We start from the raw sequence: 24,304 nt of genomic DNA on the forward strand, positions 1-24,304 counted from the left end.
TTGCGTTGTTTTTTAGTAACAGCAATTATTTAACCTTTAAGATAAATAGTTAGAACACACTGTCTTCTTTGTTTTAAAAAAATTAAATGAACAAAGAAAGGTCTATTTAATATTTCTTCCTTTTATCACTCTCGTCTTACTAGTAAAAGAAACCTTAAGCTTATTAGCCAACTGATCCTTCCATTTCATAGCTGATCAAGCGATTTAGTTCGACTGCGTATTCCATAGGCAACTCTTTTGTGAAAGGTTCGACAAAGCCCATAACAATCATTTCAGTCGCTTCAGACTCTGACAGTCCCCTACTCATAAGATAGTAAAGTTGCTCCTCAGAAATTTTAGAAACCTTTGCTTCATGCTCTAAGGCCACTTGAGAATTATGAATCTCATTAAATGGGATTGTATCAGAGCTAGAAAGATCGTCCATGATAATTGTATCACATTCGATATGGCTGACAGATTTTTTGGAATTTTTAGCAAAAGTTACCTGTCCCCGATAGTCTACTTTTCCTCCGCCTTTAGCAATTGATTTGGAAACAATCGAAGAACTTGTGTGAGGTGCATTATGAATCATCTTAGCACCAGTATCTTGATGTTGTCCTGCATTCGCAAAAGCAATAGACAGCATTGTTCCTCGCGCACCTTCACCATCTAAGTAAACAGAAGGATATTTCATCGTAGTTTTGGCACCAAGATTGCCGTCAATCCATTCAACTGTCGCATCTTTTTGCGCCTTAGCACGCTTGGTTACCAGATTATAGACATTATCCGACCAGTTTTGAATAGTGGTATAGCGCATATAAGCACCATCAAGGGCAAAGATTTCAACAATCGCAGCATGTAGACTATTGCTAGAGTATGTCGGAGCTGTACATCCTTCCACATAATGGACACTAGCACCCTCATCCACAATAATCAAAGTTCGCTCAAACTGACCTGTATTTTCATTGTTAATTCGGAAATAGGTCTGCAAAGGAATATCGACTTTCACACCTTTTGGTACATAAATAAATGTACCACCTGACCAAACCGCAGAGTTCAGTGCAGCTAATTTATTGTCCGTAGGAGGAACCAACTTTGCAAAATATTGTTTAAAAAGCTCGGGATATTCTTTAAGGGCTGAGTCTGTATCCGTAAAGATAATTCCTAACTTTTCGAATTCATCCTTCATATTATGATAGACTACTTCTGACTCATACTGAGCAGAAGCTCCGGCCAAATAGGCACGCTCTGCTTCCGGAATCCCAATCTTTTCAAAGGTTTCCTTGATTTTTTCAGGAACATCATCCCATGAACGAGCCGGTTTATCTGACGGTTTTTGATAGTAAATAATATCATCAAAATTAATATCAGACAAGTCAGCTCCCCATGTCTGCATCGGCATCTTTTTGAATGTTTCATAGGATTTCAAACGAAACTCCAACATCCACTCTGGTTCGTTTTTAGCAGCAGACAACTCACGAATAACTGCTTCATTCAAACCTTTTCCTGTCGATAGAATTGGATCCACATCATCGTGAAAACCAAACTTATACTCACCTAGATCAATCGGTTTTGGTTCTACTCTTTCTTCTGACATCATTTCCCTTTCATTCTTATTTCTCATCTTCTTCAATCGCTCGCTTGAGGGCATTCCAACCCAAAGTCGAGCACTTTATCCGCTGAGGAAATTTGGCAACACCAGCTAAAAATGCTGCATCTCCTAATTCTTTCTGGCGACTATCTTCCTGGCCTTGAACCATCTGCGAGAAGACTTCTGCTAATTCTAGCGCCTGCTCCTTTGTTTTTCCCAGCACTGCATCCGTCATCATGCTGGCCGAAGCCGTCGAGATAGTACAACCGGAATTCACAAAGGCAATATCCTCAATCTGGTTTTCAGCATTAAACTTCACAGACAGGCTGATGACATCACCACAGGTCGGATTGTTGAGAACCACTTGCTCGACATCTTCTAGCTTCCCATGATGATGAGGGTGAGCCGAGTGGTCGGTCACAACTGCCTTGTAAAGACTGTCTAACTTAGAAAGCGCCATTGAAAAACTCCTTTGTCTTTTCTAAAGCATCTATTAGCTTGTCGCAATCCGCATAGGTATTGTAGATATAAAAGCTAGCCCGCACAGTCGCTGGTACCTGTAGATGGGTGAGCAAAGGCTGGGCACAATGGTGACCTGCCCGAACAGCCACTCCCTCATAGTCCAGAGCCGTCGCGACATCATGCGGATGGAGACCAGCCAGATTAAAGGCAATCACTCCTGAGCGTTGAGCCAAATCCTGAGAGCCATAAATGGTCAAACCTTCTACCGCCTGTAGCTTAGGAAATACGTAGGCAATCAGATCCTGCTCATGCTGGGCAATGGCATCCATGCCCAAGTCTTCTAAATAATCAATGGCTGCCGCAAGACCGATTGCACCTGCCATATTTGGCGTTCCAGCCTCAAACTTCCAAGGAAGTTCCTTCCAGGTCGCCTCCTGCTCATAGACGAAATCAATCATCTCGCCGCCGAACTCGACTGGCGACAACTGCTCTAGCAATTCTTCCTTACCGTAGAGAACTCCGATACCGGTCGGACCAGCCATTTTGTGTCCCGAAAAGGCGAAGAAGTCCACATCCAAATCCTGCACATCAATCTTCATGTGTGGAATAGATTGAGCCCCATCCACCACCAAAAGTGCTCCTTGCTGATGAACTAGCTGGGCAATCTCTTTGATGGGATTGATAATACCGAGGACATTAGAAGCATGAGCTAGAGAGACAAACTTGGTTCGTTCGTTAAGCTTGGCGCGGAAATCTTCCATATCCAGAGCACCGTCCTTGAGATAGACATAGACTAACTTGGCTCCGGTCTTCCTACAAACTTCCTGCCAGGGAATGACATTGGAATGGTGCTCCATGATAGAAATCATCACTTCATCACCAGCCTGCAGCCTTTCAGCCGCAAACTGAGCCACCCAATTAAGACTCGTCGTGGTTCCTCGTGTAAAGAGGACTTCTCTGCTTGAAGCTGCATTGATAAAAGAACGAACTCTTTCTCTAGCCGCTTCATAGGCCGCTGTTGCCCGCTCGGCTAGAGTATGCACACCGCGATGGACGTTGGCATTGTCTCTAAGATAGTAGTCTTCGATAGCTGCCAGCACCTGCTTGGGTTTCTGGGTTGTCGCCGCATTGTCCAAATAAACCAAAGGCTCATCATTGACAATTTGGTCCAAAATGGGAAAATCTTGCTTGATTGCTTCTGCGTTAAATCCAGACATGAAGACTCCTATCTAACTTTTACGGGACAAGGCCCAGCTTTTTATCTCTTTGCGAGAATAATATCGATGTTTTCAATCATTTCATCACGGACTTCTTTAACAGGTATTTCTACAATCACTGAGCCTAAGAAGCCGCGCACGACCAAACGCTCTGCCGTTGCCTTATCAAGACCTCGGCTCATGAGGTAATACATATCCTCTGGATCCACCTGGCCGATAGAAGCAGCGTGACCAGCTGTCACATCGTTCTCATCAATCAAGAGAATTGGATTTGCATCTGAGCGCGCTTGGTCAGACAGCATGAGAACCCGGCTTTCCTGCTGGGCATCTGCTCCCTTAGCGCCTTTGATAATATGGCCAATACCGTTGAAGGTCAAAGTCCCTTTTTCCAGGATAACCCCGTGTTGAAGAATATTTCCAATAGAATTGCAGCCATAGTTAGTCACTCGGGTGTCAATCCCCTGAACTTGCTTACCGCTTGAGAGAGCCACCACCTTCATATCCGCATGGCTACCCTTGCCATAGAGGTCACTATCAAAGTCCGCTACGACATTACCTTCGTTCATAACGCCGATAGCCCAGTCAATCATGGTATCATTGTCCAGCTTACCGCGACGGCTGATATAAGCTGTGACGTTTTCGCCCAAGCGATCAATAGCTGCAAACTTAATCTGAGCACCAGCCTGAGCAATAACTTCAACAGTGATATTAGCTGTTGCAGGAACGGATCCTTCACCATAAGTTTCCAAGCGTTCCAAGTAGCTAACCTTAGAATGCTTGCCTGCGATAATCAAAATATGCTTGTTAAAAGGAACATCGCTTTCACTATCCTGATAAAAAATTCCTTCAATTGGCTGATCAATTTCAACATTGTCTGGCACATAAAGAACCGCACCGCTGTTGAAATAGGCAGTGTGGTAAGCTGCTAATTTGTCATCGTCATACTTGACCGCAGACATAAAATGCTTCTCCACCAACTCTGGGATCTCTTCTAAAGCAGAGTGAAAATCTGTGAAGACCACTCCTTGTGCTGCAAGGTCAGCTGGAAGCTGCTCTAGAACTGTCTGAGTACCCATTTGGATAAACTTAATGTTATCTCCAAGAGCAGTGAAATCTGGTACACTTGTCAGTGGATCACTCTCTGAAATCCGTCCGTCTCCCAGATTCCAGCGGTGAAATTTAACCCGCTCAATAACTGGCAAATCTAGCTGATCAATCTTGTCAAAAGCCTTTTGACGAAGATCAGCCAACCATTCTGGTTCTGCGTGTAATTGTGAAAAATCTTGAATTAATTCTTTTGTCATATCATTCTCCTATCTTTTAGTAAAGTCAAAAGAATGCTTGACTAGACTTCTTCAGTGTAGTTGAAGCCTAATTCCTCAGCCAACTTGGCATATCCTTCCTTCTCCAAGCGGACTGCTAATTCTGGCCCACCAGAGAGAACTACCTTGCCTTCCATCATCACGTGAACCTTATCTGGTGTGATGTAATTAAGCAGACGTTGGTAGTGAGTAATAATCATAGCGCCAAATCCTTCACCACGCATAGCATTAACACCTTTAGACACAACCTTGAGGGCGTCAATATCAAGACCAGAGTCAATCTCATCTAAAAGTGCAAAAGTAGGCTCGAGCATAAGTAGCTGCAAGATCTCATTGCGTTTCTTTTCACCACCTGAGAAACCTTCATTGAGGTAGCGTTCAGCCATTTCTTCTTTCATGTTAAGCAACTCCATCTTTTCATCTAGCTTCATGATAAAGTCACGGACGGAGATTTTTTCCTCATCTTCTTTACCAGCATTCATAGCTGCACGTAAAAACTCAGCATTTGTAATACCAGGAATTTCACTAGGATACTGCATAGCAAGAAAAAGTCCCATACGAGCACGCTCATCTACTTCTAATTCTAAAATGTTCACACCATCAAAGAGGATTTCTCCTTGAGTGACTTCATAATTTGGATTTCCCATGATAGCGGCAGAAAGAGTGGATTTACCAGTACCATTTGGTCCCATGATGGCTGCAACCTCTCCTGTTCTTAGGGTAAGGTTAACCCCCTTGAGAATTTCTTTTCCTTCAATTGCGACATGAAGGTCTTTGATTTCTAATACAGACATGCTTTTTTCCTTTCTTTGATTGATTTTTGCTCTCTCTAGTATAGCAAAAAAAAGCCAAAATGGCTTTTATTTTGATTAGAATTGTTCTTATTTATGTTTTTTATTTTTCCAACGCTGGCGCACTTCTTCACGATAAGATGAATTTCCGATAAAGCGAAGGAGATTCAGTAATGGTGTACGATTAGGGCCTAAAACTTCGATAAGCTCCGCTAATAACTCTACACCAAAAAGCAATCCTATTACTAACAGTACTCCACCCACTCTACTCGAAATATTAAGCAAAAGTGAAATTGTCGCAAAAATAAGCGAAATGCCATAAATCACAAGAACCGTTCCTCTATGGGTCAACCCTAAAGAAAGCAAACGGTGATGCAAATGCCCTCGATCTGGCTGATAGATTTTTTTCCCGGACAGCTTACGACGAACAATCGCAAGAAAGGTATCAGCAATTGGCACCCCAAGAATAATCATAGGGGTTACAACTGCAACTGCTGTCGCATTTTTCAAGCCTTGTAAAGATAATACTGAAATCATAAAACCAATAAAAAGCGCCCCCGTATCACCGCCATAAATAATAGCGGGATGATAATTGTAAGGGAAGAATCCTGCAATGGCAGCAACCAAAACAAAAATCGTCAAGGTCAAAAATAAATTATGATCAGGCAAGAAGAAATAAGAGACGATCCCCATTGTTAACAGTGAAATAATCGATACACCACTCACTAAGCCATCTAATCCATCCATTAAATTCACTGCATTTGTAATAGAGACTATCCAAATAATCGTTAAGATAAAAGACAACCACGGCGGAAAGAAAAGATGAGGCCCACCAAACGGGAATTTAAAATCACTCAGGTGAAAATCTGTCAAGAACCAAATCAGGCTTGCAGCAATAATCATTCCTATCAATTTAGGGAGAGGAGCTAACTCTTTCACATCATCAATTAATCCCGTTAATGCGATTGCACCCCCACCAACCACGACTGGCCATACATATTCAAAATAAGTCTTGCCATGTAAAGAAACCTGGACAATCATGGGCATAAATATCAAAGTCGCAATCGAAAAAGCACTAACGACTGCCAAACCACCTGCACTAGGCATGGGCTTTTTATTGATACGGCGGGCGTTGGGATAATCTACTGCATCAATTTTAAAAGCTAAAAGACGGACTAATGGTGTCAAAAATATACCAATAAAAAAGGTAGCAAGTAAAACGATAATAAATTTTAAAGGGAATGTAACCATATCAGCATTGTACCTTTTGGAGATGTTTGACTGCATCTGTTATAATCAACAAATGCCCATGTTCTTGAAGCAACGCTCGTGTAGTATCTGTGTCTTCTGCATGCTCGCGCATTGCTGCTAACAACCAAGCAGGATAAAGTGTCGGTTTATTTTCTATATCCACCAGGATTGTCAAGTAATAATGATTCTCCATTTTATATAATTCAGAAGTATCCGCTGGGTAGTCAATTGTTTTTGTAAAAGCTATAACATGTTTTAAGTCAGCGAAGCGCAAAATATAGTAGATGTACCGTTCTATTTCCCCTTCTTCCTCAGTAGCGTCCATCTCGTTTGCTTCTGTTTTTTCTAGCAACTTAACAGCTTCTATGTCTTCCTGACTCTTTTCAAAAATATTTTTTTCTAAAGTCTTCAAAAATTCGTCCGGAGACATCTGAGACAGTTCCTCCATATCCGGCAAGTCAGCCAAATCTTCAAAGTTCAGATTTTTATCCACTTTTGACTTCGTTACAAAAACATCCAACTTATCTGGCTTTGGTGTCACTCGAAAACTCAACATGCCACTGTCTAAAAAGCTCTCTGGCATCTCTAACTCATCTAAAATCGTATAAAAAAATTCTTCTGTTTTTTCCTGAGGCACCAGAAAATCTGCCATTTCCATCCCATGCTCTTCTAAATCTTCTAACTGAATCGTGATCTTAATCGTCGATTCACTTATTTGTTTCATTTCCATTGATATACCTCGCACATTACTGGTCTTTCTATTATACTAAAATCCAGGCTGTTTTTCAAAAATAAAAGTTAAGTCCATAATGAATGACAAAACAAAGAGAGTCGCATCCAACTCTCTTCTCAACTATGCAAATAGGGACTTGAAAATCCAATAGACCAATAGCAATGCACCAAGACCGATTCGGTATTTTCCAAAAATAGTGAAATCATGCTTTTTAACGTAGTCAGTCAAGAAACGAATCACATACATGCTTACACCAAAGGCAACTACCATTGCTACCAATAGTAAAGCGAATTGCGCTAGATCAAGACTGTTACCTTTTAGGATAAATTTGAGTACCTTGATCCCACTAGCTCCAAACATAACTGGAATTCCCAGGAAAAAGGTAAATTCTGTTACAACGGAACGACTAGTGCCATTTAAAAGGCCTCCGACAATTGTTGCTCCTGAGCGACTCGTTCCAGGAAAAAGAGAAAGCACTTGGAAAAAACCAATATACAAAGCCGTTTTATACGGTAATTTTTCTAAATCAGTCACCACAGGCTTCACACCTTGATTGCGTCGCTCCAAAAGAATAAAAACAACACCATAAATAATAAGCATGACAGCCACTGATACAAAATTATGAAAATGAGCTTCAAACCAATTATCTAAGGGGATACCAATGACAACGGCAGGTAGAGAGGCGATCACGACTTTTGCCCATAGTTGCCATGTTTTTTGAATTTGTCGAGGTGTTTTACCTGGTTTAAAAGGATTCAGCTTATCGAAATACAACACAACAACCGCCAAAATGGCACCTAATTGAATCACAACGTTAAACATTTCCATAAACGCATCATTTGGTTTTTGATAATGAATGAATTCCTGAACTAAAATCAAATGTCCCGTACTAGAAATGGGTAACCACTCTGTAATCCCTTCAATAATTCCAAATACAATGGACTTTATCATCTCAATGAGAAACATATTTGCTCCTAAACTTACTATATTACTTTTTTAAAAATTATAAAAAACATCACAAAAAATTTCAATAAAAAACTGTGGAGGCAGGAAATTCTTAGAAGGAACCTCCCCCTCCTCCGCCTCCCCCTCCAGAGAAGCCACCGCCATCAAATCCGCCAGAGCTACCGCCACTAGAAATCGAGAAATTGCTCGCTGTATCTGCAGTCTGCATATAGCCATTTAATAAGGTGACGCCACTTGCAAAGGAAAGACTTTGATTGGTAAGAACGAAATCTTCGAGTCCTTGATTTTCCAGATGAATAGCGCGAATTTTCATCACAGCACTAACCCTCTTGGCATAACCAAACAATGTCGCATATACCAGAAGACGATTCCATAGGACAAGTCCCTCAACCTCTGTCTTGTCAAGCTTTGCAATATCACGCAACATATTCGCAAAACTTCGCCACGCAACGATTTCATCCATAAAATCTTCGCTCAATAAGTCCTTACTACGCTTGGTCACCAAAGACCCCAATGGAATCCCAATCATAAAAGCTAGTAAAATCCACAAAAAATAATTCCAAAAGAACTCTCCAAAAAGAAGGCCAAAACCAATCATCGAAATAAACAGGAGCACAAAAGCTAATAAATAACTGATACATCCACGGTTCATCATTTTCTCTTCTTCTTTATTTAGACTTCTAAAATGCGGATGCAACTTCAGTTTTTCCTCTTCTTCTTTTACCTCACTAGCCAATTTATGCAAATCCTTTATAAAAAGATCTCGTTTTTGATTACCTTCTTTGCGAACCTTTGTTTCTTCGGCTTGCGTGTGAACTCCTTTTAATATCTTTTTATCAATCTGATATGTCGCAAACATGGTTGCAGGTTCAACCGAATCACTTTCACCAAACACCATCTCTACAAAAGTCAACTCAAAGTCTGCCATTCCTTCATAGTGCACAATTTCCAGCTGATGTGTTTTGCCACTTGATACATATCGTATATTACCTCTATCTATCAAATCAAGCAAGGTTGCCTGTACCAAGTTTGAAAAAGATAGACGCCCTTTTTTTCGTTGTACAGGTCCTACCGCCTCAACGTCTACATCATAGAGATTGAGGGCCACTACCATTGGCGGGAGTTCTTGCGGAATCTCATAAAGCCTAGCTTTATTTTCAAACTGCGCTTTTTGATATGTTTTCTTAAAGAAGCAAATCAAATAATAAATCGCTACAACAAATCCCACTAAAATTAGCACAGGCACCAGCGTATAAACAAGTAAATGATAGAGCTGTGTTTTTTCAATTATTTCTTTTTCTTGTTTCTCAAAAGTCGCTCGTCGATTCGTTACATTGCTATCATTGGCTAAGGTCTGGCTAAAAAGAGATCTGCTCCAAATACCATGTAACTCAAAGTGATGTCCTTTGCCAAGAGAGTCAAGCGCTACCTCAAACCCTTTTTTAGTTTGAAGTACACTTGGATCTTTTTTAAAAAAGCCAGTATGCGCAACCAAACGAGCACTTGGATCTGGCTGAGCTGTCACAATAAATGAAACACGATCCATCTCAACTTCCCAATCCGAAATCGGAATCCAGTTTAATTCAGCCACATCTGGATATAGAAAGAGAAGATTTTTTAATTTCCAGGTAATAGTGAGTTTAACACGATCACCTTTGTTGCCCTTATTATAAATCTTGAGTTTCTTCCCATCTTCTATCGGAATATCCTCAACACTTTGAGGCTCCTTAGCAAGTCCATTTGTTTCGATCTTTACATCCGGGTTTGATTCGATCTGAAAGCCTTTTGGGACCTTCCCGGCTTGGCCTAAGGTGATATATTGTCCATTGTAAGGATCATCATAAACAAAAGTCACTTCCTCTATAAATGTCGCCGTATTATCATGATGAAGCTCTAATTTCCCATCATATCGCTCAATTCGGCTATCAATCTCATCTGCCCAAGCATGAAAAGAAAAAAATAAACTCCCTAAAAATAAGAGCGACACCATCATAAATGTCCCTTTTTTCACCTTCACTCCTCCTCAATCACATTTGGTCTTGCATGCCATTTGATTTTTACCAATTTTTCATTTTATTATATCATTTTTTTCAAGTAAAGGCTTTCTACGATTGAAAAGCTCAGCTTTTTCTTGTACAATAAATAGAACTACTTTTTAATACAGATGGGAGAACTTATGAAAAAAATATTTTTTAGTATTTTATCTTTCATCTTGCTAACAGTTGGCGTCCACCAAACTGTTCAAGCAGATGATTATCTACGAATAGGCATGGAAGCTGCCTATGCCCCTTTCAACTGGACACAAGATGATGACTCTAATGGTGCTGTCAAAATCGAAGGAACCAACCAATATGCCAACGGTTATGACGTGCAAATTGCAAAAAAAATCGCCAAAGAACTTGGAAAAGAACCCCTAATTGTTAAAACAGCATGGAATGGGCTTATCCCAGCTTTGACATCTGGAAAAATTGACATGATTATCGCCGGCATGAGTCCAACAGCAGAAAGAAAGCAGGAAATAGCATTTTCAAACAGCTATTATACAAGCGAACCTGTTGTACTCGTTCGAAAGGATGGCGCTTATGCCAAAGCTAAGAGCCTAGACGATTTCAAAGATGCTAAAATTACTTCTCAACAAGGTGTGTATCTATACAATCTAATCTCTCAACTAACTGGAGCCAAACAAGAAACTGCCATGGGAGACTTTGCTCAAATGCGACAAGCTCTAGAATCTGGAGTAATAGATGGTTATGTTTCAGAGCGACCTGAAGCTTTGACAGCCGAAGCAGCAAATACAGCCTTCAAAATGATTCAATTCAAAAAAGGATTTGAAGTAGGAGAAGAAGATTCCTCAATCGCTATTGGTATGCGAAAAGATGATAGTCGCATTGCGCAAGTCAATGCAGCAATCAGTAAAATCAGCTCTACAGATCAAGTGAAACTGATGGATGAGATGATTAAAAACCAACCTGTTGAAGCAGCGACCGATGAAGAAAAACAAAATTTCTTTAGCCAAGTTGCTAAAATCTGGAAAGAAAACTGGCCACAATTTGTTCGTGGTGCTGGTTTAACGCTACTCATATCTATCACAGGAACTATTGCAGGTCTAGTGATTGGTCTACTCATCGGAGTATTCCGTACAGCTCCGACATCCAAAAACAAAGCACTTGCTATATTGCAGAAACTATTCGGATGGTTCCTCAATGTCTATATCGAAATCTTCCGTGGCACACCTATGATTGTTCAGTCTATGGTCATCTATTACGGAACTGCACAAGCTTTTGGCATTTCTATTGACCGGACCATCGCAGCTATTTTCATAGTTTCGATTAATACCGGTGCTTATATGAGCGAGATTGTTCGCGGAGGTATTTTTGCAGTCGATAAGGGACAATTTGAAGCAGCAACTGCTCTTGGAATGACTCATGGACAAACCATGCGTAAAATCGTCTTACCGCAAGTCATTCGAAATATCTTGCCTGCAACAGGGAACGAATTTGTCATTAATATCAAGGACACATCTGTATTGAACGTTATTTCTGTGGTTGAACTCTATTTCTCTGGAAATACCATCGCCACTCAAACCTACCAATACTTCCAAACATTCACTATCATCGCAGTTATCTACTTTGTTTTGACCTTTACAGTGACTCGAATTTTACGCTTTATCGAGCGCCGTTTTGATACTGACAGCTACACTACTGGAGCCAATCAAATGCAGACGGGAGAATTGAAATCATGACAGAAACGATCTTAGAAATCAAACATCTTAAAAAATCATATGGTGAGAACCAAGTCTTGAAAGATATTTCCCTCACCATCCATCAGGGAGAAGTCATCTCCATCATTGGTAGTTCAGGTAGCGGAAAATCAACATTTCTTCGTTCAATCAATCTGCTAGAAAAGCCAAGCGGAGGTGAAATTCTCTACCGCGGACAAAATGTTTTAAAAGATGGTTATGACTTGACCCATTATCGCGAAAAATTAGGAATGGTATTTCAATCGTTTAATCTCTTTGAAAACCTAAACGTTCTCGAAAATACTATCGTAGCCCAAACAACAGTTCTCAAGCGCGAACGTACAGAAGCAGAAAAGATCGCTAAAGAAAACTTAGAAAAAGTTGGTATGGGACAACAATATTGGCAAGCAAAACCCAAACAACTATCTGGTGGACAAAAGCAACGCGTTGCGATTGCTCGCGCTTTATCCATGAATCCTGATGCCATTCTCTTTGACGAACCGACCTCTGCTCTTGACCCTGAAATGGTTGGAGAAGTTTTAAAAATCATGAAGGAACTTGCACAAGAAGGTTTGACCATGATTGTTGTAACTCACGAAATGGAATTTGCACGAGATGTGTCACATCGAGTCATCTTTATGGATAAAGGCCTCATTGCAGAAGAAGGCAAACCTGAAGATATCTTCACTCACCCCAAAGAAGAACGCACTAAGGAATTCCTTCAACGCTATCTAAAATAAGCAAAAACACACGTTCTCTACTTCTAGATGAACGTGTATTTTTTATCCTCTAAAATTAAAATATTCTGTATTTTTAAACAACTATTTAGTGAAAATTACTAGTGTCGTAGTTTCTATTTTTACTCTTTCTCAGAAGAATTATTTCTTTATCAATTCAAAGCAAAATGAACATTTTATATAAAATTTTTTGAACCAAAAATGTTCTTTTTGTTCAAAACAAACAAAAAGTAGGTCGAAGCCTACCCCTTATTTATCTTCATATTTATCGCGATTTTTATCATAGAAGTCAATCAAACTCAAAGCAGTTTCAAATGAAATATTTTTCACTTGCGCACGCCCTTGAGCCAAAGCAATAATGGACATTTCACGAGCTGTTGTCTCTTTACTGATACGATAGCCTGTTAATTTCTTCTCGCGAACCCATCCAACGACTGCTTCTACTTTTTCAAAATTCGTTTTTGCCATTTCGTTCTCCTATCTTATTAGTATTGATAATTTATTTTAAAGGTTTTTATTTTGTTTGTCAATAAAAACAACATAGGAAGCGGAAATTAAATATTTCAGAATTTTCTAAAAAATCTTATTTTGCTTTTAAGGCAGATAAAATCTGAGTTCGAATGCTCTCAACACCATCAGGATTTGCTGGAAGAAAAATTGTATTATTTCCCTGTTTGTCTGCAAAATTATTCAGCGTATCTAGGTATTGATTTGTCAAAAGAATAGACATAATTTGCTCTTCTGTAAGCTCTACATTTGCACCTTTTAATTCCTTGATTGAGTCAGCTAAACCATCCACAATAGCCTTACGTTGTTCAGCAATACCAACCCCATGAAGACGATCTTTTTCTGCCTCAGCTTCAGCAGCCGTAACGATTTTGATCTTGTCTGCTTCCGCCAATTCTTGAGCAGCAACACGCTTCCTTTGGGCAGCATTGATTTCATTCATTGACTGTTTCACTTCTGCATCAGGCTCAACCTTCGTAATCAAAGTTTTGACAATAATGTATCCATAAGTAGACATTTCTTCAGCCACTTGCTTTTGGACTTCAAGTGCGATTTCGTCTTTCTTTTCAAATAGTTCATCAAGAGTTAATTTGGGAACAGAAGAACGAAGAGCGTCTTCAATATATGACTTGATTTGAGCCTCTGGGCGCATGAGTTTGTAATAAGCATCTGTAACATTATTTTCATTTACCCGATACTGTGTTGCAACATTCATCGTAACAAAGACGTTATCTTGCGTTTTTGTTTCAACAATGATCTCACTTTGTAATAAACGTAATTGAACGCGAGCTGCAATTTTGTCAATTCCAAAAGGCAAACGGAAGTTCATACCACTTGAACTTGTCTTTTGATAGCGACCAAACCGTTCAATAATTGCAACTGATTGTTGTCTCACGACATAGATAGAGCTCAATGCCGATAAAACAAGTGCAAAAACAACTACTATAAAAATAATGATTCCCATCATCGTTCTCCTTTTTCTGATACCCATATGTAAGAAGCCTAAATCCCTTGATTTTTGCACTCTTAGATAGGTTCAATATTTATAAATTGTATTATAGCACAAGCCTTAAACGAGAGCAAAGAAAAATTAATAAAATTTGAAAAACTTCCTTATATAAACATTTGCACAGAAAAAGTGGCCTATTTCTATCCATAGACCACAATTCAAACTCAGGAGAAAGCATTCTCCTTGCCACATAAATCCATAAACTAGTCAGCAAATCAAGATAAGTTGCCTTGTATTAGATATTTGAAATGACGCCATTTTTCACTTTATACCCGACTTCACAGTAAACAGCATCCGTTGAACTTTTGTGATCACTCTGCAAAACCTCTAATAATACAACGGATTGTTTTGATGAAAGCTTCGTTTATTCTATCCACAACCTCTAACAATCCCCCGGATTGTTAGAGCCATCCACTTTCTTGTCCGATTCGGACAGCTTCTGTTCGATTTTCTGCATCAAGCTTAGTCAAAATAGCAGACATATAGTTACGAACTGTTCCATTTGATAGGAAGAGTTTTTCAGCGATTTCTTTATTAGATAGACCATCCGCCGCAGCTTGTAGGATTAGCCTCTCCTGTTGGGATAGAGGATTTTTACTGGTCATCAATACCTCCATCAGTTCTGGCGAATATTCTTTTTGCCCAGCTAAAACAGTCCGAATGGTCTTCATCAAATCCGCAATGCTGCGTTCTTTGAGTACATAAGCATCTACATCCGCCTTAACAGCTCTCTCAAAGTAGCCCGGCCGCTTGAAGGTTGTAACGATGATGACCTTGACGTCTGGTCGATTTACCTTGATCCATTCGAGGACGTCTAGGCCAGTCTGGTTGGGCATTTCCACATCCAAAATCGCTACATCAGCAGTTTCTGATTTGAGGCAGTCAATAGCCTTCTGCCCATCCGCAGCTTGATAGACTTCTTCAACATCTGGCTGTAGCTGTAAAAGCTGAGCTAGAGCATCTCTCAGCATACTTTGATCTTCTGCTAATAAAAGTTTCATGCATCCTTCCCTCCATACGGCAATTCAATCCGAATCCACGTTGGATCTTGACTGCTAAGAATCTCAACTCTTCCTGATAAGGCAGACAGTCGCTCCCGAATACTGTGCAACTCCCGACCCGTCAATTGTCTAAAACCACAACCATCATCTTGAATGTCCAAAACAAGTTTTTCATCTTTCTGCATCAAATAAAAATGACTCTTTTTAGCCTTGGCATGCTTGATAATATTGGTCGCTGCCTCCAGCAAGATCATACTGATTGTTGACTGCTGACTCGGTGGGATACTAGCAACATTGAGTTGGTTATCTATCTCGACCTGAACGCCGCTCATCTCCAGCATGGCTCGAATGGTCACTAGTTCCTCGTCCAGAGTCCGATTCTTTAAATCATTAATAATCCGCCGAACATCAGCCATTGATTTCTTACTAATTTCTTGCACTTCCTGCAGTTCTTTTGCTGCCTTGTCATAGGCTTCCATCTGCAAAAACTGCTGAGCCAGCTCCGCCTTAACACTGAGCATAGCAAAGGTGTGTCCTAGACTATCATGTAAGTCTCGACCAATCCGATTGCGCTCATTTTCCGCCAGGAAAAGATTCAGCTGGGCATTTTGCTTGACCTTTTCTTCCTTGATTCGCTCGGTCGTTTGAATCCGATGGAGACCAAAAGTCAAACCATCCGAAAAAAGAAAAGTTACAATAAAGAAAAGCAACTCCGCTGGACCAACATGACCCAACAAGTAATTTGTTATCACAATAGCAGGCTGCAAGGCGACAAAGGTCAAAAAACGCCAGGATTTAAAAGAAATATCATCTAGTTCGTAAATCAGCAGATTAGATAGATAAAAAATATACCAGGTAAATCCTGTATTTAGCCAGACAGAACCATAATATATGTAAGCAATCAAGAGCCACCAAGAAAAAACTGGATAAGGCGATGGTTACTCAACAAGACCGCATAGTAAGCCGCAACAAAAATAGCTGTCCACAGCAAGAGGAAAAGCGGGTATTCCCCGCTAATCGCTCCCGCCACTGGAAAGATGATAAAAACCAGCGCAATATGAAACATATAGTGGACTCGTTTAAGTTTTTCCCACATGGTTTTATTTTACCTCAATTCGCTTTTTAAGTTGTAGCACAAGAATGCTGACTAAAACCGTATAAATCAGAACAATCAAAGCTGCCTTGCCATTGAACTGATGGTGTTCTAGATAAGAAGACACGACTTGCATCAGTTGATAACTTGGCGTCAACTTACCGATTGGCTGGAGCCATTTTGGAAACATAGTCAGAGGGAACCATAGACCACCCAGAACAGCTAGTGCCATATAGACGATATTGCCCACTACAGACATGAGCTGAGCGCTTGGCAAGAGACTGACCAATACACCCATGGCAATAAAGACCACACTTCCTACCAGAAGGATCACGGCAATAAGAAGCCAGTCTACCATTGGCAGATTAACCCCGCGAACAAAATGCCCAATTGAGAAGACTACGATAATAGAAAGCATAAAAGTCAACAAGGTACTGCAAAGCTTTGATATATAGTATTTTACCATAGAAATCGGCGAGTGCTGAATCATTTTTTGCCAGTTATTATTTTTATCAGACTGCAAAGTGCTTGGTATGCTAAAGAAGGCACTAGACATGATACTAAAAAGAGTCATAGAAAAGAGGTAGCCTTGAAGCACAAGTTCAGATGTATCACTTGCAGACATCATTCCTGAAAAAATCAGGTAAAAGACGCTGGGCAGACCAATGGACAAGAGATAATATGCCGCCTGCCGCTTCATTAAAATCAACTCAACCTTCATAAGACTTGTCATATTGTTCATAATTACTCTCCTATTCTTGTGTCGTTTCAAAAATACTATCCAAAAGGGTGCGATTCCGCACTTCAATCTCTTCGATTGTACATCCGTGTTCCTGAAGAACCTGCCAGACCTGTCCAGCATCCCTAGTAGCAAAAGATAAAACCTTTTGCTTGATTTCTAAATCAGTCACATTATCCAGCTTTTCCAGCACAGACTGATAAGTCAGTGGCAAGGTAAAGTGTTTTTCCTGCTCCTCACTGCGCATCGCATAAGGAGTCGTATCCCGAATCAACTCACCCTTGTGGAGAACCAAAATCCGATCTGCCGTATGCTCAACTTCTTCGATATAATGAGAGGAATAAACAATGGTCACTCCCTGCTGCTTGAGCTGATCAACAATTTCCCAGAAATGCTGACGAGTGGAGGTGTCCATAGCTGAAGTCGGTTCGTCCAAGAAGAGAATCTTAGGGCGGCCAATCAGACTCAGAACAAAAGAGAAGAGACGTTTTTGTCCACCAGACAGCTTACTGGCCAACTGATTCTTTTGCTTGTCTGTAAATTGCAGCAAGTCATCAATTTCTTGATTGGACAGACTATTTGGATAAATAGCTTGGAAGAAAGTCAAGAGTTCCTTGACCTTCAAATCTTCCACCACTGTATTTTCCTGTGGTAAAATCGCTACCGACTGCTTGAGATGAGTGTCAGTTGGCTTGAGTCCTTGAATTCTTGCTTCACCTGCTGTCAGAAACTTATCACCCAGCAAACAATCCATGAGAGTTGTTTTCCCTGCTCCGTTAGGACCAATCAAGGCTACACAGTCACCTTGGGAGATTTCAAAGGAAATATCCTTTAAAATCTCCTTACCGCGAATGCTTTTTGAAAGCTTCTTTACTTCAATCAGTTCCATTTTACTCCTCCTCTGATTTGATAGCCTGCATGTGCATCTTTCCTTAATTTTTCCTAAGTTAGCAGAAAAAACTAAATGATTTTTAATTCTTACAGCAGGCTTTTATCATTTTGTTAACCTTATTATAAGGTAAAGAAAATTCTCTCACTAGTTAATTTTGTCATCACTTGATATGACAAATGTCATAACAAAAAAGACCGGAAATTTCCGATCTTTACTAATTAAATACATAATAGATTATTCCACACTGAAAAGATATGGATAAACAGGTTGATTCCCTTGGTGGATTTCAACTTCTACATCTTCATATTTTTCCATCAAATCTTGAGCAATGTTATTTGCCAAGCCTTCATCACCTTCTTCACCAATGTAGATTGTGACAATTTCACTGTCCTCATCTAGCATCTTTTCAAAGGTTTGAGTCAAGGTCGCAAACATATCTGGATTTGATACGACAATTTTTCCATCAACCATGCCGAGGTTATCATTTTCATGAATCTCGAGTCCATCAATCGTAGTATCACGGACAGCAGTCGTCACGCTACCACTAACAACATCTGACAGGGAAGCTGTCATCCGATCATGGTTTTCCTCAATAGTCTTATTTTCATCAAAAGCAAGTAAACTTGTCAAACCTTGTGGAATTGTTCTAGTTTCAATCACAGCTACTGGTTGTTCTAAAACTTCTGCTGCGGATTGAGCGGCCATAAAGATATTCTTATTGTTTGGCAAGATGATGATGTTGCGAGCATTCACTTGCTCAGCAGCCTTGATAAAATCTTCTGTTGACGGGTTCATGGTTTGACCACCAGAAATGATGTAGTCAACTCCTTGTGCTTTGAAGATCTCTGCCAAGCCTTCTCCTGCTACTACAGCAATAACAGCGTACTCTTTTTCTTGAGCAGGTTTTATGGCTTTTTCTTCTTTTTCGACCTGCGCTTCATGTTGATTACGCATATTATCTACTTTGACTTTGACTAAACTACCATACTTCAATCCTTCTTGCATAACAAGGCCTGGGTCTTCTGTATGAACGTGAACTTTTACGATTTCATCGTCGTTCACTACTAAGAGAGAGTCTCCCAAATCATTAAGATAGTTACGAAACTCATCATAGTCAAAATCTTTGACATAAGTAGGCCCTTGTTTCAAAGATACCATGATCTCTGTACAGTAGCCAAACTTAATATCTTCAGTTGCTACATGTCCCGCAACAGACATGTGGTGTTCAGCGTTTATCATCTCGCTCATAGTGGCAGGGGTTGCCTGGAAGTCTTCAGAAGCAATATACTCACCTGTCAATGCAGATAAGAAGCCTTCGTAAATAAAGACCAACCCTTGACCACCAGAGTCTACGACTCCAACTTCTTTTAACACGGGTAGCATATCTGGAGTTTTAGCCAAAGCTGTCTTAGCTCCTTCAAGCGCTGCTTTCATCACTTCAACAGCATCATCCGTTTCTTCAGCTTTTTTCTTGGCTCCGATCGCTGCCCCACGAGAAACGGTCAAAATCGTTCCTTCAACTGGCTTCATAACAGCCTTATACGCCACTTCAACACCTGACTGAAAAGCATGTGCTAAATCATGTCCGTCTAATTCTGTTTTATCTTTCACACTTTGTGAAAAACCACGGAAAAGCTGAGAAGTAATGACACCAGAGTTTCCACGCGCGCCCATTAAAAGACCTTTAGCAAAAATATTCGCTACTTCACCAACTGTAGAAGCTGATTTATTAGAAACTTCCTTAGCTCCATTTTCGATAGTCATTCCCATATTGGTTCCAGTATCACCATCAGGTACAGGAAAGACATTTAAAGAATTCACATATTCTGCTTGTTTATTCAGACGAGTTGATGCTGCTTGCACCATTTCTTGAAATAAACTAGTTGTAATATTTGACACGATTATTCTCCTACGACCTTGATATTTTGAATATAAACATTCACCGTTTGTGCTGTGATGCCTAGTTGATTTTCTAAGCTAAATTTCACGCGCTCTTGAATGTTTTTTGAAACTTCACTAATCTTTGTTCCGTAACTAAGTACTGCAAAAACATCAACTGCAATGCTTCCTTCTTCTGTGGTTCTGACAACTACACCTTTTGAATAATTTTCCTTCCCTAAAAGAGCTTGAAAATTATCTTTAATTGCATTTTTGCTAGCCATACCTACTACGCCAAAAATCTCAGTCGCTGCTCCACCAACAATTGTTGCAATGACATCATCAGTCAACTCAATTTGGCCATCTTTTGTATTGATTTTTACAGTCATGACAAGTACCTCTAAAGTTTTTATAGTTTATTTTACCATATTTTAGACGGGCTGTAAAAGAGAAGGGCAAGAATAACTCCGAAAAGCTACAATTAGCAAGGCGCAGTCCATATAAACCCTCTATATCTACAATCCCAAAGAAAAAGAGCCTGATAGGCTCCTTTACCTTATTAATTAAACGCGTTCAACTTTACCTGATTTAAGAGCACGAGCAGAAGCCCAAACTTTTTTAGGTTTACCATCGATTAAAACAGTAACTTTTTGAAGATTTGGTTTCACAGCACGTTTGGTTTGGTTCATCGCGTGAGAGCGGTTGTTGCCTGATACAGTCTTACGACCAGTAAAATAACATACTTTAGCCATTTTCGTGTTTCCTCCTATTAGATCTAATATAACGGATGTGCTAGCACCACATACCTTACTATACTACCAAAAAACTTTTCGTTTGGCAAGTCTATTTCCCTAAACTTTAAAAATTAATCCGTTTTCCCAGGTAATTAAAAACTTTAAGCAAAACAATCTTAGATATAAACAATCTTCAAAGAGCCAAAGGCAACATCACCCTTAACATATAAAGTCCTATCCTTTTCATTCACATTACGCGGATGAGAAACAGATCCAAAAGCGTTATCCACATCTATTTCTACTCGCCAGTTGCTTGGGACATATAAAGTCACACTACCAAATGATAATTCCACTTCAAAGGTAGCGTATCCTTCAAGAATAGTCGCGTTATCAAAATAAACAGACGCGCTGCCAAAAGAGCAATCTAGCTTATCATATGTGAAATTTTCAGAATTAATATAGCGCGTCCCACTGCCAAAAGCAATATCTCCTTCTTTAGATGAGATGCTTTTTTCATGCCAGAAACGGCTGTTCGTCCAAATTTTTTGGGGTTTAAAAATCAGGCTTAAGCCGATACAGGCCAAAACACTTGCTCCAAAAAGGGTACCACTCGAAATTTGCAGGAAGTGATAGTGACTATTTGCGATGACTAAAGCAATGTAGCCAAATATAAAACCAGCAGCCATATTTCGCTTCATAAAATTCTCGATTGAAAAATAAGCAAAGCCCGCAATCACTGCAAGAGTCCAAATATTAATGTTCAAATAAGGAAAACCAAACTGTCCTTGGAGTAAAACTACCGCAGCCAGAACAATAAATCCTAAGCCAATAATTGTTTTTTCATATTTCTTACCTCATTTCATTTAACTTTTCTTTTAAAATCTGATAATAGTGTCGAGAGACATGCACTTGCTTGTGTGTGTCATAAAATTGAATCGTGCTAGTCCCCGAAAAGGACTTATCTAAAGCATAAATCGCTTTAGCATTGGTAATCGTTGACTTTGAAATCCGGCAAAAATAAGCCGGAAGTCGTTCTTCCAATTCATACAATTTCAACTTTACTTCATAAGCATTATCTCTAGCATGTGCAAAGATTTTTGCGCCATCCGTTTCAAAGAATAAAATATTCATCAAATCGACAAAATATTCACTCGTATCTTTATAGAAGGCAATCGGTTGCGTATTCGCTTGTTCAAGCGCCTGTTGAATACGAGCTATTTCTTCATTGTACTGACCCGCTCGAATAACAACTTCTGTCTCTACCAAATCAGCATCTAGCTCAATCCTTATTTTCATAATCTCTCCTTTCCTTATTTCTGACTTCATTATAGCAATTTTCTAAAAAGAAACAAGAGATTTTCAGTAAGTGGTTATTTTGAGATGGTAAGTGGTTGCTTACCCTTCTCAAAAATTGTTAAGCAAACTTGATTTCTCATCTTAGGATCTACAATAAATTCATTTAAAATAAAAATACAATGTACAAATATTGAATATCTGTCTCATTTTATGATTAAGTAAATTTGAAAACTTTTTTCTTTCTGATATAATGAAACCTCAGGAGGTATTGTATGTCCAAACAAAAAATTAATCGATTTGTCGGATCTATTGGAGCTTTTATTGGGATTCTTGTCTTTATTGCATATATTCCACAAATTATCGCTAACTTGCAAGGAGAAAAAGCTCAACCATTCCAACCACTATTCGCAGCAGTTTCTTGTTTAATTTGGGTAATCTATGGTTGGACCAAAGAACCTAAAAAAGACTGGATTCTCATCATTCCCAATGCGGCAGGAGTGATATTAGGCGGTCTAACTTTTCTTACTTCTTTATAAAAATTATATAAACAAAACCAGCAACCCATGAAAAAGTTGCTGGTTTTCTTTCTGCCGACTGCAGGGATCGAACCTGTGACCTACGCGTTACGAGTGCGTTGCTCTACCAACTGAGCTAAGTCGGCAATTACCCTTTTAGTATAGCACTCTGAGAATAGATGTCAAGGAATTTTCGTCAGGATGAGAAAAAGCCTGTCCCAAGACAAGGCTTTGATAGGATTCATCTTACGAACCTGCACTCTCATAAGCATCTAATCCTCTATCCCAGAATTTCAGTGAAATAGCAAATAGAATTAGAGAAATTAGAATCAAGCCGCCGATATTAAAGAGACCATTCTTTTCTTGCAAAAAATAGCTAGCTGGATAATAGGCTGTAAAAGCAAAGGGAACAATAAAGCTAATCAACCATCGAAGAAGCGAATGGTAAATCGAAATCGGATATTTAGCAAAGTCATTGAACATATAAAATATATAGATCATAGCGCCTGATTGCTTGGTCCAAAAAGCGATACTAGCCGTCGCAATTTTCAAAGAAGTATAGATCAAAGTCGTAAAAGGAATGCAGACTAAGAAAAGTAAAATTTTAGATAAACTCCAGTTTATACTGGTAGCTGTCGTTGCTAATAGGACGCCTCCGACTAAGAGCTCGCCTAAAGCATCGATTTGAAAGGTTTCAACTAAGATATGAAAGAGGGGATTGATGGGACGAGTCAAGTACTTATCAAATTCTCCCTTTCTCACCAACCGTTGTCCTAATGCCCAAAGATTATCAAAAAATAGATGATCCAGTCCCTTTGGAATCAAGGAAAAGCCATAGATAAAGGCAATTTCTTGGAAGGTCCAACCTTCTAGCGAGGGAATGTGCTGAAAGAGAACATTTAGAAACAAGAGATTCAAACCTTGAGTCAGGAAAACTCCTAAGACACCAACTACAAAATCAACCTTGTACTCCATGACTTGCTTTAAGTATTGTCTGATAAAAATCAGATGCATCCGTTGATATTTTTTCATGCTAACCTCCTTGAATGGTAATGTAAGACTGGACTCTTTTCCAAATCATCTGAGACAAGCCCACCAGCACCAAAAGCCAAAATAACTGTAGCAAGAGAGCATAAAAAATCTGACTCGTGTTGTATTTCCCAACAATGATCATAACCGGAGTGTAAATCAAGGATGAAAAAGGCAAAAACGACAGAATATCTGAGATAATCTTAGGAAAGAAAGCCAAGGGAATCAAACTTCCAGACATAAAAGCCACCAGCGAATTTTTAAGAAGATTGGAGCCCCATAAATTTTTAAAAACAAAGGCTGAGAAACCAAAACAGATGTTAAAGAAAAAATTAATCAGGTAAGCTAAGGTTAAACTAAACAGATAAATTAGCGTTCGTACTAAAACATCAACCATATCTTGTCCTGAGAAGATTTGCATCATGACAATCACACTTAAAAAAGGAAGTCCGACACTCGCAAAAATCAACCATTTAGAGCCAATCTCTGTGAAAAGATAAGAAGCTGCAAAATGCACTGGTCTCAACAAACGCATGATAATAGAACCATCCTTAACCTCATCGCCAATCATAAAAGAACTATCTGATTTAGTCAGAAGACTGGTAATGAAACTCATAATAATGTAAAGGGTGATGTCAGCCATGCTAAACCCCTGAATCAAGGACTCCTGTGAAGAATCAAAAACTGCCTTCCAGAGATAGAAAGCTACAAAGGCCCCCATTACATCCCCAACTCTATAGAGAAAGAAATTCACTCGATAGGTAATCAATTCCTGGATTCCAGCATTTATGAAAGGTTTATAACGTCTCCATATTTTGAACAT

The 24,304-nt window shown here is 39.5% G+C and carries 24 protein-coding genes, 1 tRNA gene and 1 pseudogene; 3 read left to right on the forward strand and 23 right to left on the reverse strand.

What is annotated here, in order from left to right:
- Positions 1 to 163: 163 nt before the first annotated feature.
- The 9 genes from sufB to HMPREF9182_RS04265 all read right to left on the reverse strand — a co-directional run bounded on the left by sufB (position 164) and on the right by HMPREF9182_RS04265 (position 10,323).
- The gene (sufB, locus tag HMPREF9182_RS04225; RefSeq protein WP_037602996.1) at positions 164 to 1,576 is read right to left on the reverse strand and encodes a Fe-S cluster assembly protein SufB; all 1,413 of its coding nucleotides are present in this window, start codon (positions 1,574 to 1,576) and stop codon (positions 164 to 166) included.
- A gap of 16 nt (positions 1,577 to 1,592) precedes the next feature.
- Complete coding sequence (gene sufU, locus HMPREF9182_RS04230) at positions 1,593 to 2,030, reverse strand: Fe-S cluster assembly sulfur transfer protein SufU (protein ID WP_009754977.1); 438 nt, start codon at positions 2,028 to 2,030, stop codon at positions 1,593 to 1,595.
- Positions 2,017 to 3,249, reverse strand: coding sequence for a cysteine desulfurase (locus tag HMPREF9182_RS04235; protein ID WP_009444027.1), 1,233 nt, complete (start codon positions 3,247 to 3,249; stop codon positions 2,017 to 2,019). The genes sufU and HMPREF9182_RS04235 overlap by 14 nt, the downstream gene beginning before the upstream one ends.
- A gap of 41 nt (positions 3,250 to 3,290) precedes the next feature.
- Positions 3,291 to 4,553, reverse strand: a complete 1,263-nt coding sequence (sufD, locus tag HMPREF9182_RS04240; RefSeq protein ID WP_009443479.1) for a Fe-S cluster assembly protein SufD — start codon at positions 4,551 to 4,553, stop codon at positions 3,291 to 3,293.
- A gap of 41 nt (positions 4,554 to 4,594) precedes the next feature.
- Positions 4,595 to 5,365 carry a Fe-S cluster assembly ATPase SufC gene (gene sufC / locus HMPREF9182_RS04245; RefSeq protein WP_009443898.1) on the reverse strand — a complete coding sequence of 257 codons (771 nt, stop codon included), beginning with the start codon at positions 5,363 to 5,365 and terminating at the stop codon, positions 4,595 to 4,597.
- 87 nt (positions 5,366 to 5,452) lie between these two features.
- On the reverse strand, positions 5,453 to 6,613 hold the full coding sequence (locus HMPREF9182_RS04250) for a glycosyltransferase family 4 protein (RefSeq protein WP_009754438.1): 1,161 nt from the start codon (positions 6,611 to 6,613) through the stop codon (positions 5,453 to 5,455).
- 1 nt (position 6,614) lies between these two features.
- Positions 6,615 to 7,343 (reverse strand): adaptor protein MecA, encoded by a 729-nt coding sequence (mecA, locus tag HMPREF9182_RS04255; RefSeq protein ID WP_009443434.1) that lies wholly within the window; start codon positions 7,341 to 7,343, stop codon positions 6,615 to 6,617.
- A gap of 123 nt (positions 7,344 to 7,466) precedes the next feature.
- Complete coding sequence (locus tag HMPREF9182_RS04260; protein ID WP_009443635.1) at positions 7,467 to 8,312, reverse strand: undecaprenyl-diphosphate phosphatase; 846 nt, start codon at positions 8,310 to 8,312, stop codon at positions 7,467 to 7,469.
- A 91-nt stretch (positions 8,313 to 8,403) separates the two neighbouring features.
- Positions 8,404 to 10,323, reverse strand: a complete 1,920-nt coding sequence (locus tag HMPREF9182_RS04265; protein WP_009754827.1) for a DUF2207 domain-containing protein — start codon at positions 10,321 to 10,323, stop codon at positions 8,404 to 8,406.
- 165 nt (positions 10,324 to 10,488) lie between these two features.
- Between HMPREF9182_RS04265 and HMPREF9182_RS04270 the strand changes: the two genes are divergently transcribed.
- Together HMPREF9182_RS04270 and HMPREF9182_RS04275 are read left to right on the forward strand one after the other, a co-directional pair.
- The gene (locus HMPREF9182_RS04270) at positions 10,489 to 12,054 is read left to right on the forward strand and encodes an ABC transporter substrate-binding protein/permease (protein ID WP_009443608.1); all 1,566 of its coding nucleotides are present in this window, start codon (positions 10,489 to 10,491) and stop codon (positions 12,052 to 12,054) included.
- On the forward strand, positions 12,051 to 12,791 hold the full coding sequence (locus tag HMPREF9182_RS04275) for an amino acid ABC transporter ATP-binding protein (RefSeq protein WP_009754950.1): 741 nt from the start codon (positions 12,051 to 12,053) through the stop codon (positions 12,789 to 12,791). The genes HMPREF9182_RS04270 and HMPREF9182_RS04275 overlap by 4 nt, the downstream gene beginning before the upstream one ends.
- A 246-nt stretch (positions 12,792 to 13,037) precedes the next feature.
- On the opposite strand, the gene HMPREF9182_RS04280 is transcribed toward HMPREF9182_RS04275, so the two are convergent.
- The 11 genes and pseudogenes from HMPREF9182_RS04280 to HMPREF9182_RS04330 form a co-directional block, all read right to left on the reverse strand.
- Positions 13,038 to 13,256, reverse strand: a complete 219-nt coding sequence (locus HMPREF9182_RS04280; protein WP_009443919.1) for a capsule biosynthesis transcriptional regulator — start codon at positions 13,254 to 13,256, stop codon at positions 13,038 to 13,040.
- A gap of 115 nt (positions 13,257 to 13,371) precedes the next feature.
- Positions 13,372 to 14,259 carry an SPFH domain-containing protein gene (locus HMPREF9182_RS04285; protein ID WP_009754940.1) on the reverse strand — a complete coding sequence of 296 codons (888 nt, stop codon included), beginning with the start codon at positions 14,257 to 14,259 and terminating at the stop codon, positions 13,372 to 13,374.
- Between the two features lie 446 nt (positions 14,260 to 14,705).
- Positions 14,706 to 15,305, reverse strand: coding sequence for a response regulator transcription factor (locus tag HMPREF9182_RS04290; protein WP_009443226.1), 600 nt, complete (start codon positions 15,303 to 15,305; stop codon positions 14,706 to 14,708).
- A pseudogene (locus HMPREF9182_RS04295) lies at positions 15,302 to 16,401 on the reverse strand (sensor histidine kinase). Before HMPREF9182_RS04295 ends, HMPREF9182_RS04290 begins: the two are co-directional and overlap by 4 nt.
- Positions 16,402 to 16,405: 4 nt before the next feature.
- Complete coding sequence (locus HMPREF9182_RS04300; RefSeq protein WP_009754761.1) at positions 16,406 to 17,140, reverse strand: ABC transporter permease; 735 nt, start codon at positions 17,138 to 17,140, stop codon at positions 16,406 to 16,408.
- A 10-nt stretch (positions 17,141 to 17,150) separates the two neighbouring features.
- Positions 17,151 to 18,026, reverse strand: a complete 876-nt coding sequence (locus HMPREF9182_RS04305; RefSeq protein ID WP_009443121.1) for an ABC transporter ATP-binding protein — start codon at positions 18,024 to 18,026, stop codon at positions 17,151 to 17,153.
- A gap of 237 nt (positions 18,027 to 18,263) precedes the next feature.
- Positions 18,264 to 19,928, reverse strand: coding sequence for a DAK2 domain-containing protein (locus tag HMPREF9182_RS04310; protein ID WP_009754338.1), 1,665 nt, complete (start codon positions 19,926 to 19,928; stop codon positions 18,264 to 18,266).
- Positions 19,929 to 19,930: 2 nt separating this feature from the next.
- The gene (locus tag HMPREF9182_RS04315; protein WP_008809648.1) at positions 19,931 to 20,296 is read right to left on the reverse strand and encodes an Asp23/Gls24 family envelope stress response protein; all 366 of its coding nucleotides are present in this window, start codon (positions 20,294 to 20,296) and stop codon (positions 19,931 to 19,933) included.
- A 174-nt stretch (positions 20,297 to 20,470) separates the two neighbouring features.
- Positions 20,471 to 20,659: a 50S ribosomal protein L28 gene (gene rpmB / locus HMPREF9182_RS04320; protein WP_001140948.1), complete on the reverse strand. Its 189-nt coding sequence runs from the start codon at positions 20,657 to 20,659 to the stop codon at positions 20,471 to 20,473.
- 158 nt (positions 20,660 to 20,817) lie between these two features.
- Positions 20,818 to 21,474, reverse strand: a complete 657-nt coding sequence (locus tag HMPREF9182_RS04325; RefSeq protein WP_037602690.1) for a LiaF transmembrane domain-containing protein — start codon at positions 21,472 to 21,474, stop codon at positions 20,818 to 20,820.
- Between the two features lie 16 nt (positions 21,475 to 21,490).
- The gene (locus HMPREF9182_RS04330; RefSeq protein WP_009754375.1) at positions 21,491 to 21,937 is read right to left on the reverse strand and encodes a LytTR family DNA-binding domain-containing protein; all 447 of its coding nucleotides are present in this window, start codon (positions 21,935 to 21,937) and stop codon (positions 21,491 to 21,493) included.
- A gap of 272 nt (positions 21,938 to 22,209) precedes the next feature.
- Between HMPREF9182_RS04330 and HMPREF9182_RS04335 the strand changes: the two genes are divergently transcribed.
- Positions 22,210 to 22,473: a SemiSWEET family transporter gene (locus HMPREF9182_RS04335; protein ID WP_002902394.1), complete on the forward strand. Its 264-nt coding sequence runs from the start codon at positions 22,210 to 22,212 to the stop codon at positions 22,471 to 22,473.
- A gap of 52 nt (positions 22,474 to 22,525) precedes the next feature.
- On the opposite strand, the gene HMPREF9182_RS04340 is transcribed toward HMPREF9182_RS04335, so the two are convergent.
- The 3 genes from HMPREF9182_RS04340 to HMPREF9182_RS04350 all read right to left on the reverse strand — a co-directional run bounded on the left by HMPREF9182_RS04340 (position 22,526) and on the right by HMPREF9182_RS04350 (position 24,304).
- Positions 22,526 to 22,598, reverse strand: a tRNA-Thr gene (locus HMPREF9182_RS04340).
- Between the two features lie 100 nt (positions 22,599 to 22,698).
- Positions 22,699 to 23,484 (reverse strand): ABC transporter permease, encoded by a 786-nt coding sequence (locus HMPREF9182_RS04345; protein ID WP_009754921.1) that lies wholly within the window; start codon positions 23,482 to 23,484, stop codon positions 22,699 to 22,701.
- 1 nt (position 23,485) lies between these two features.
- Positions 23,486 to 24,304, reverse strand: a complete 819-nt coding sequence (locus HMPREF9182_RS04350; protein ID WP_037602692.1) for an ABC transporter permease — start codon at positions 24,302 to 24,304, stop codon at positions 23,486 to 23,488.

Source organism: Streptococcus sp. oral taxon 056 str. F0418 (assembly GCF_000220065.1).
Lineage (GTDB): Bacteria > Bacillota > Bacilli > Lactobacillales > Streptococcaceae > Streptococcus.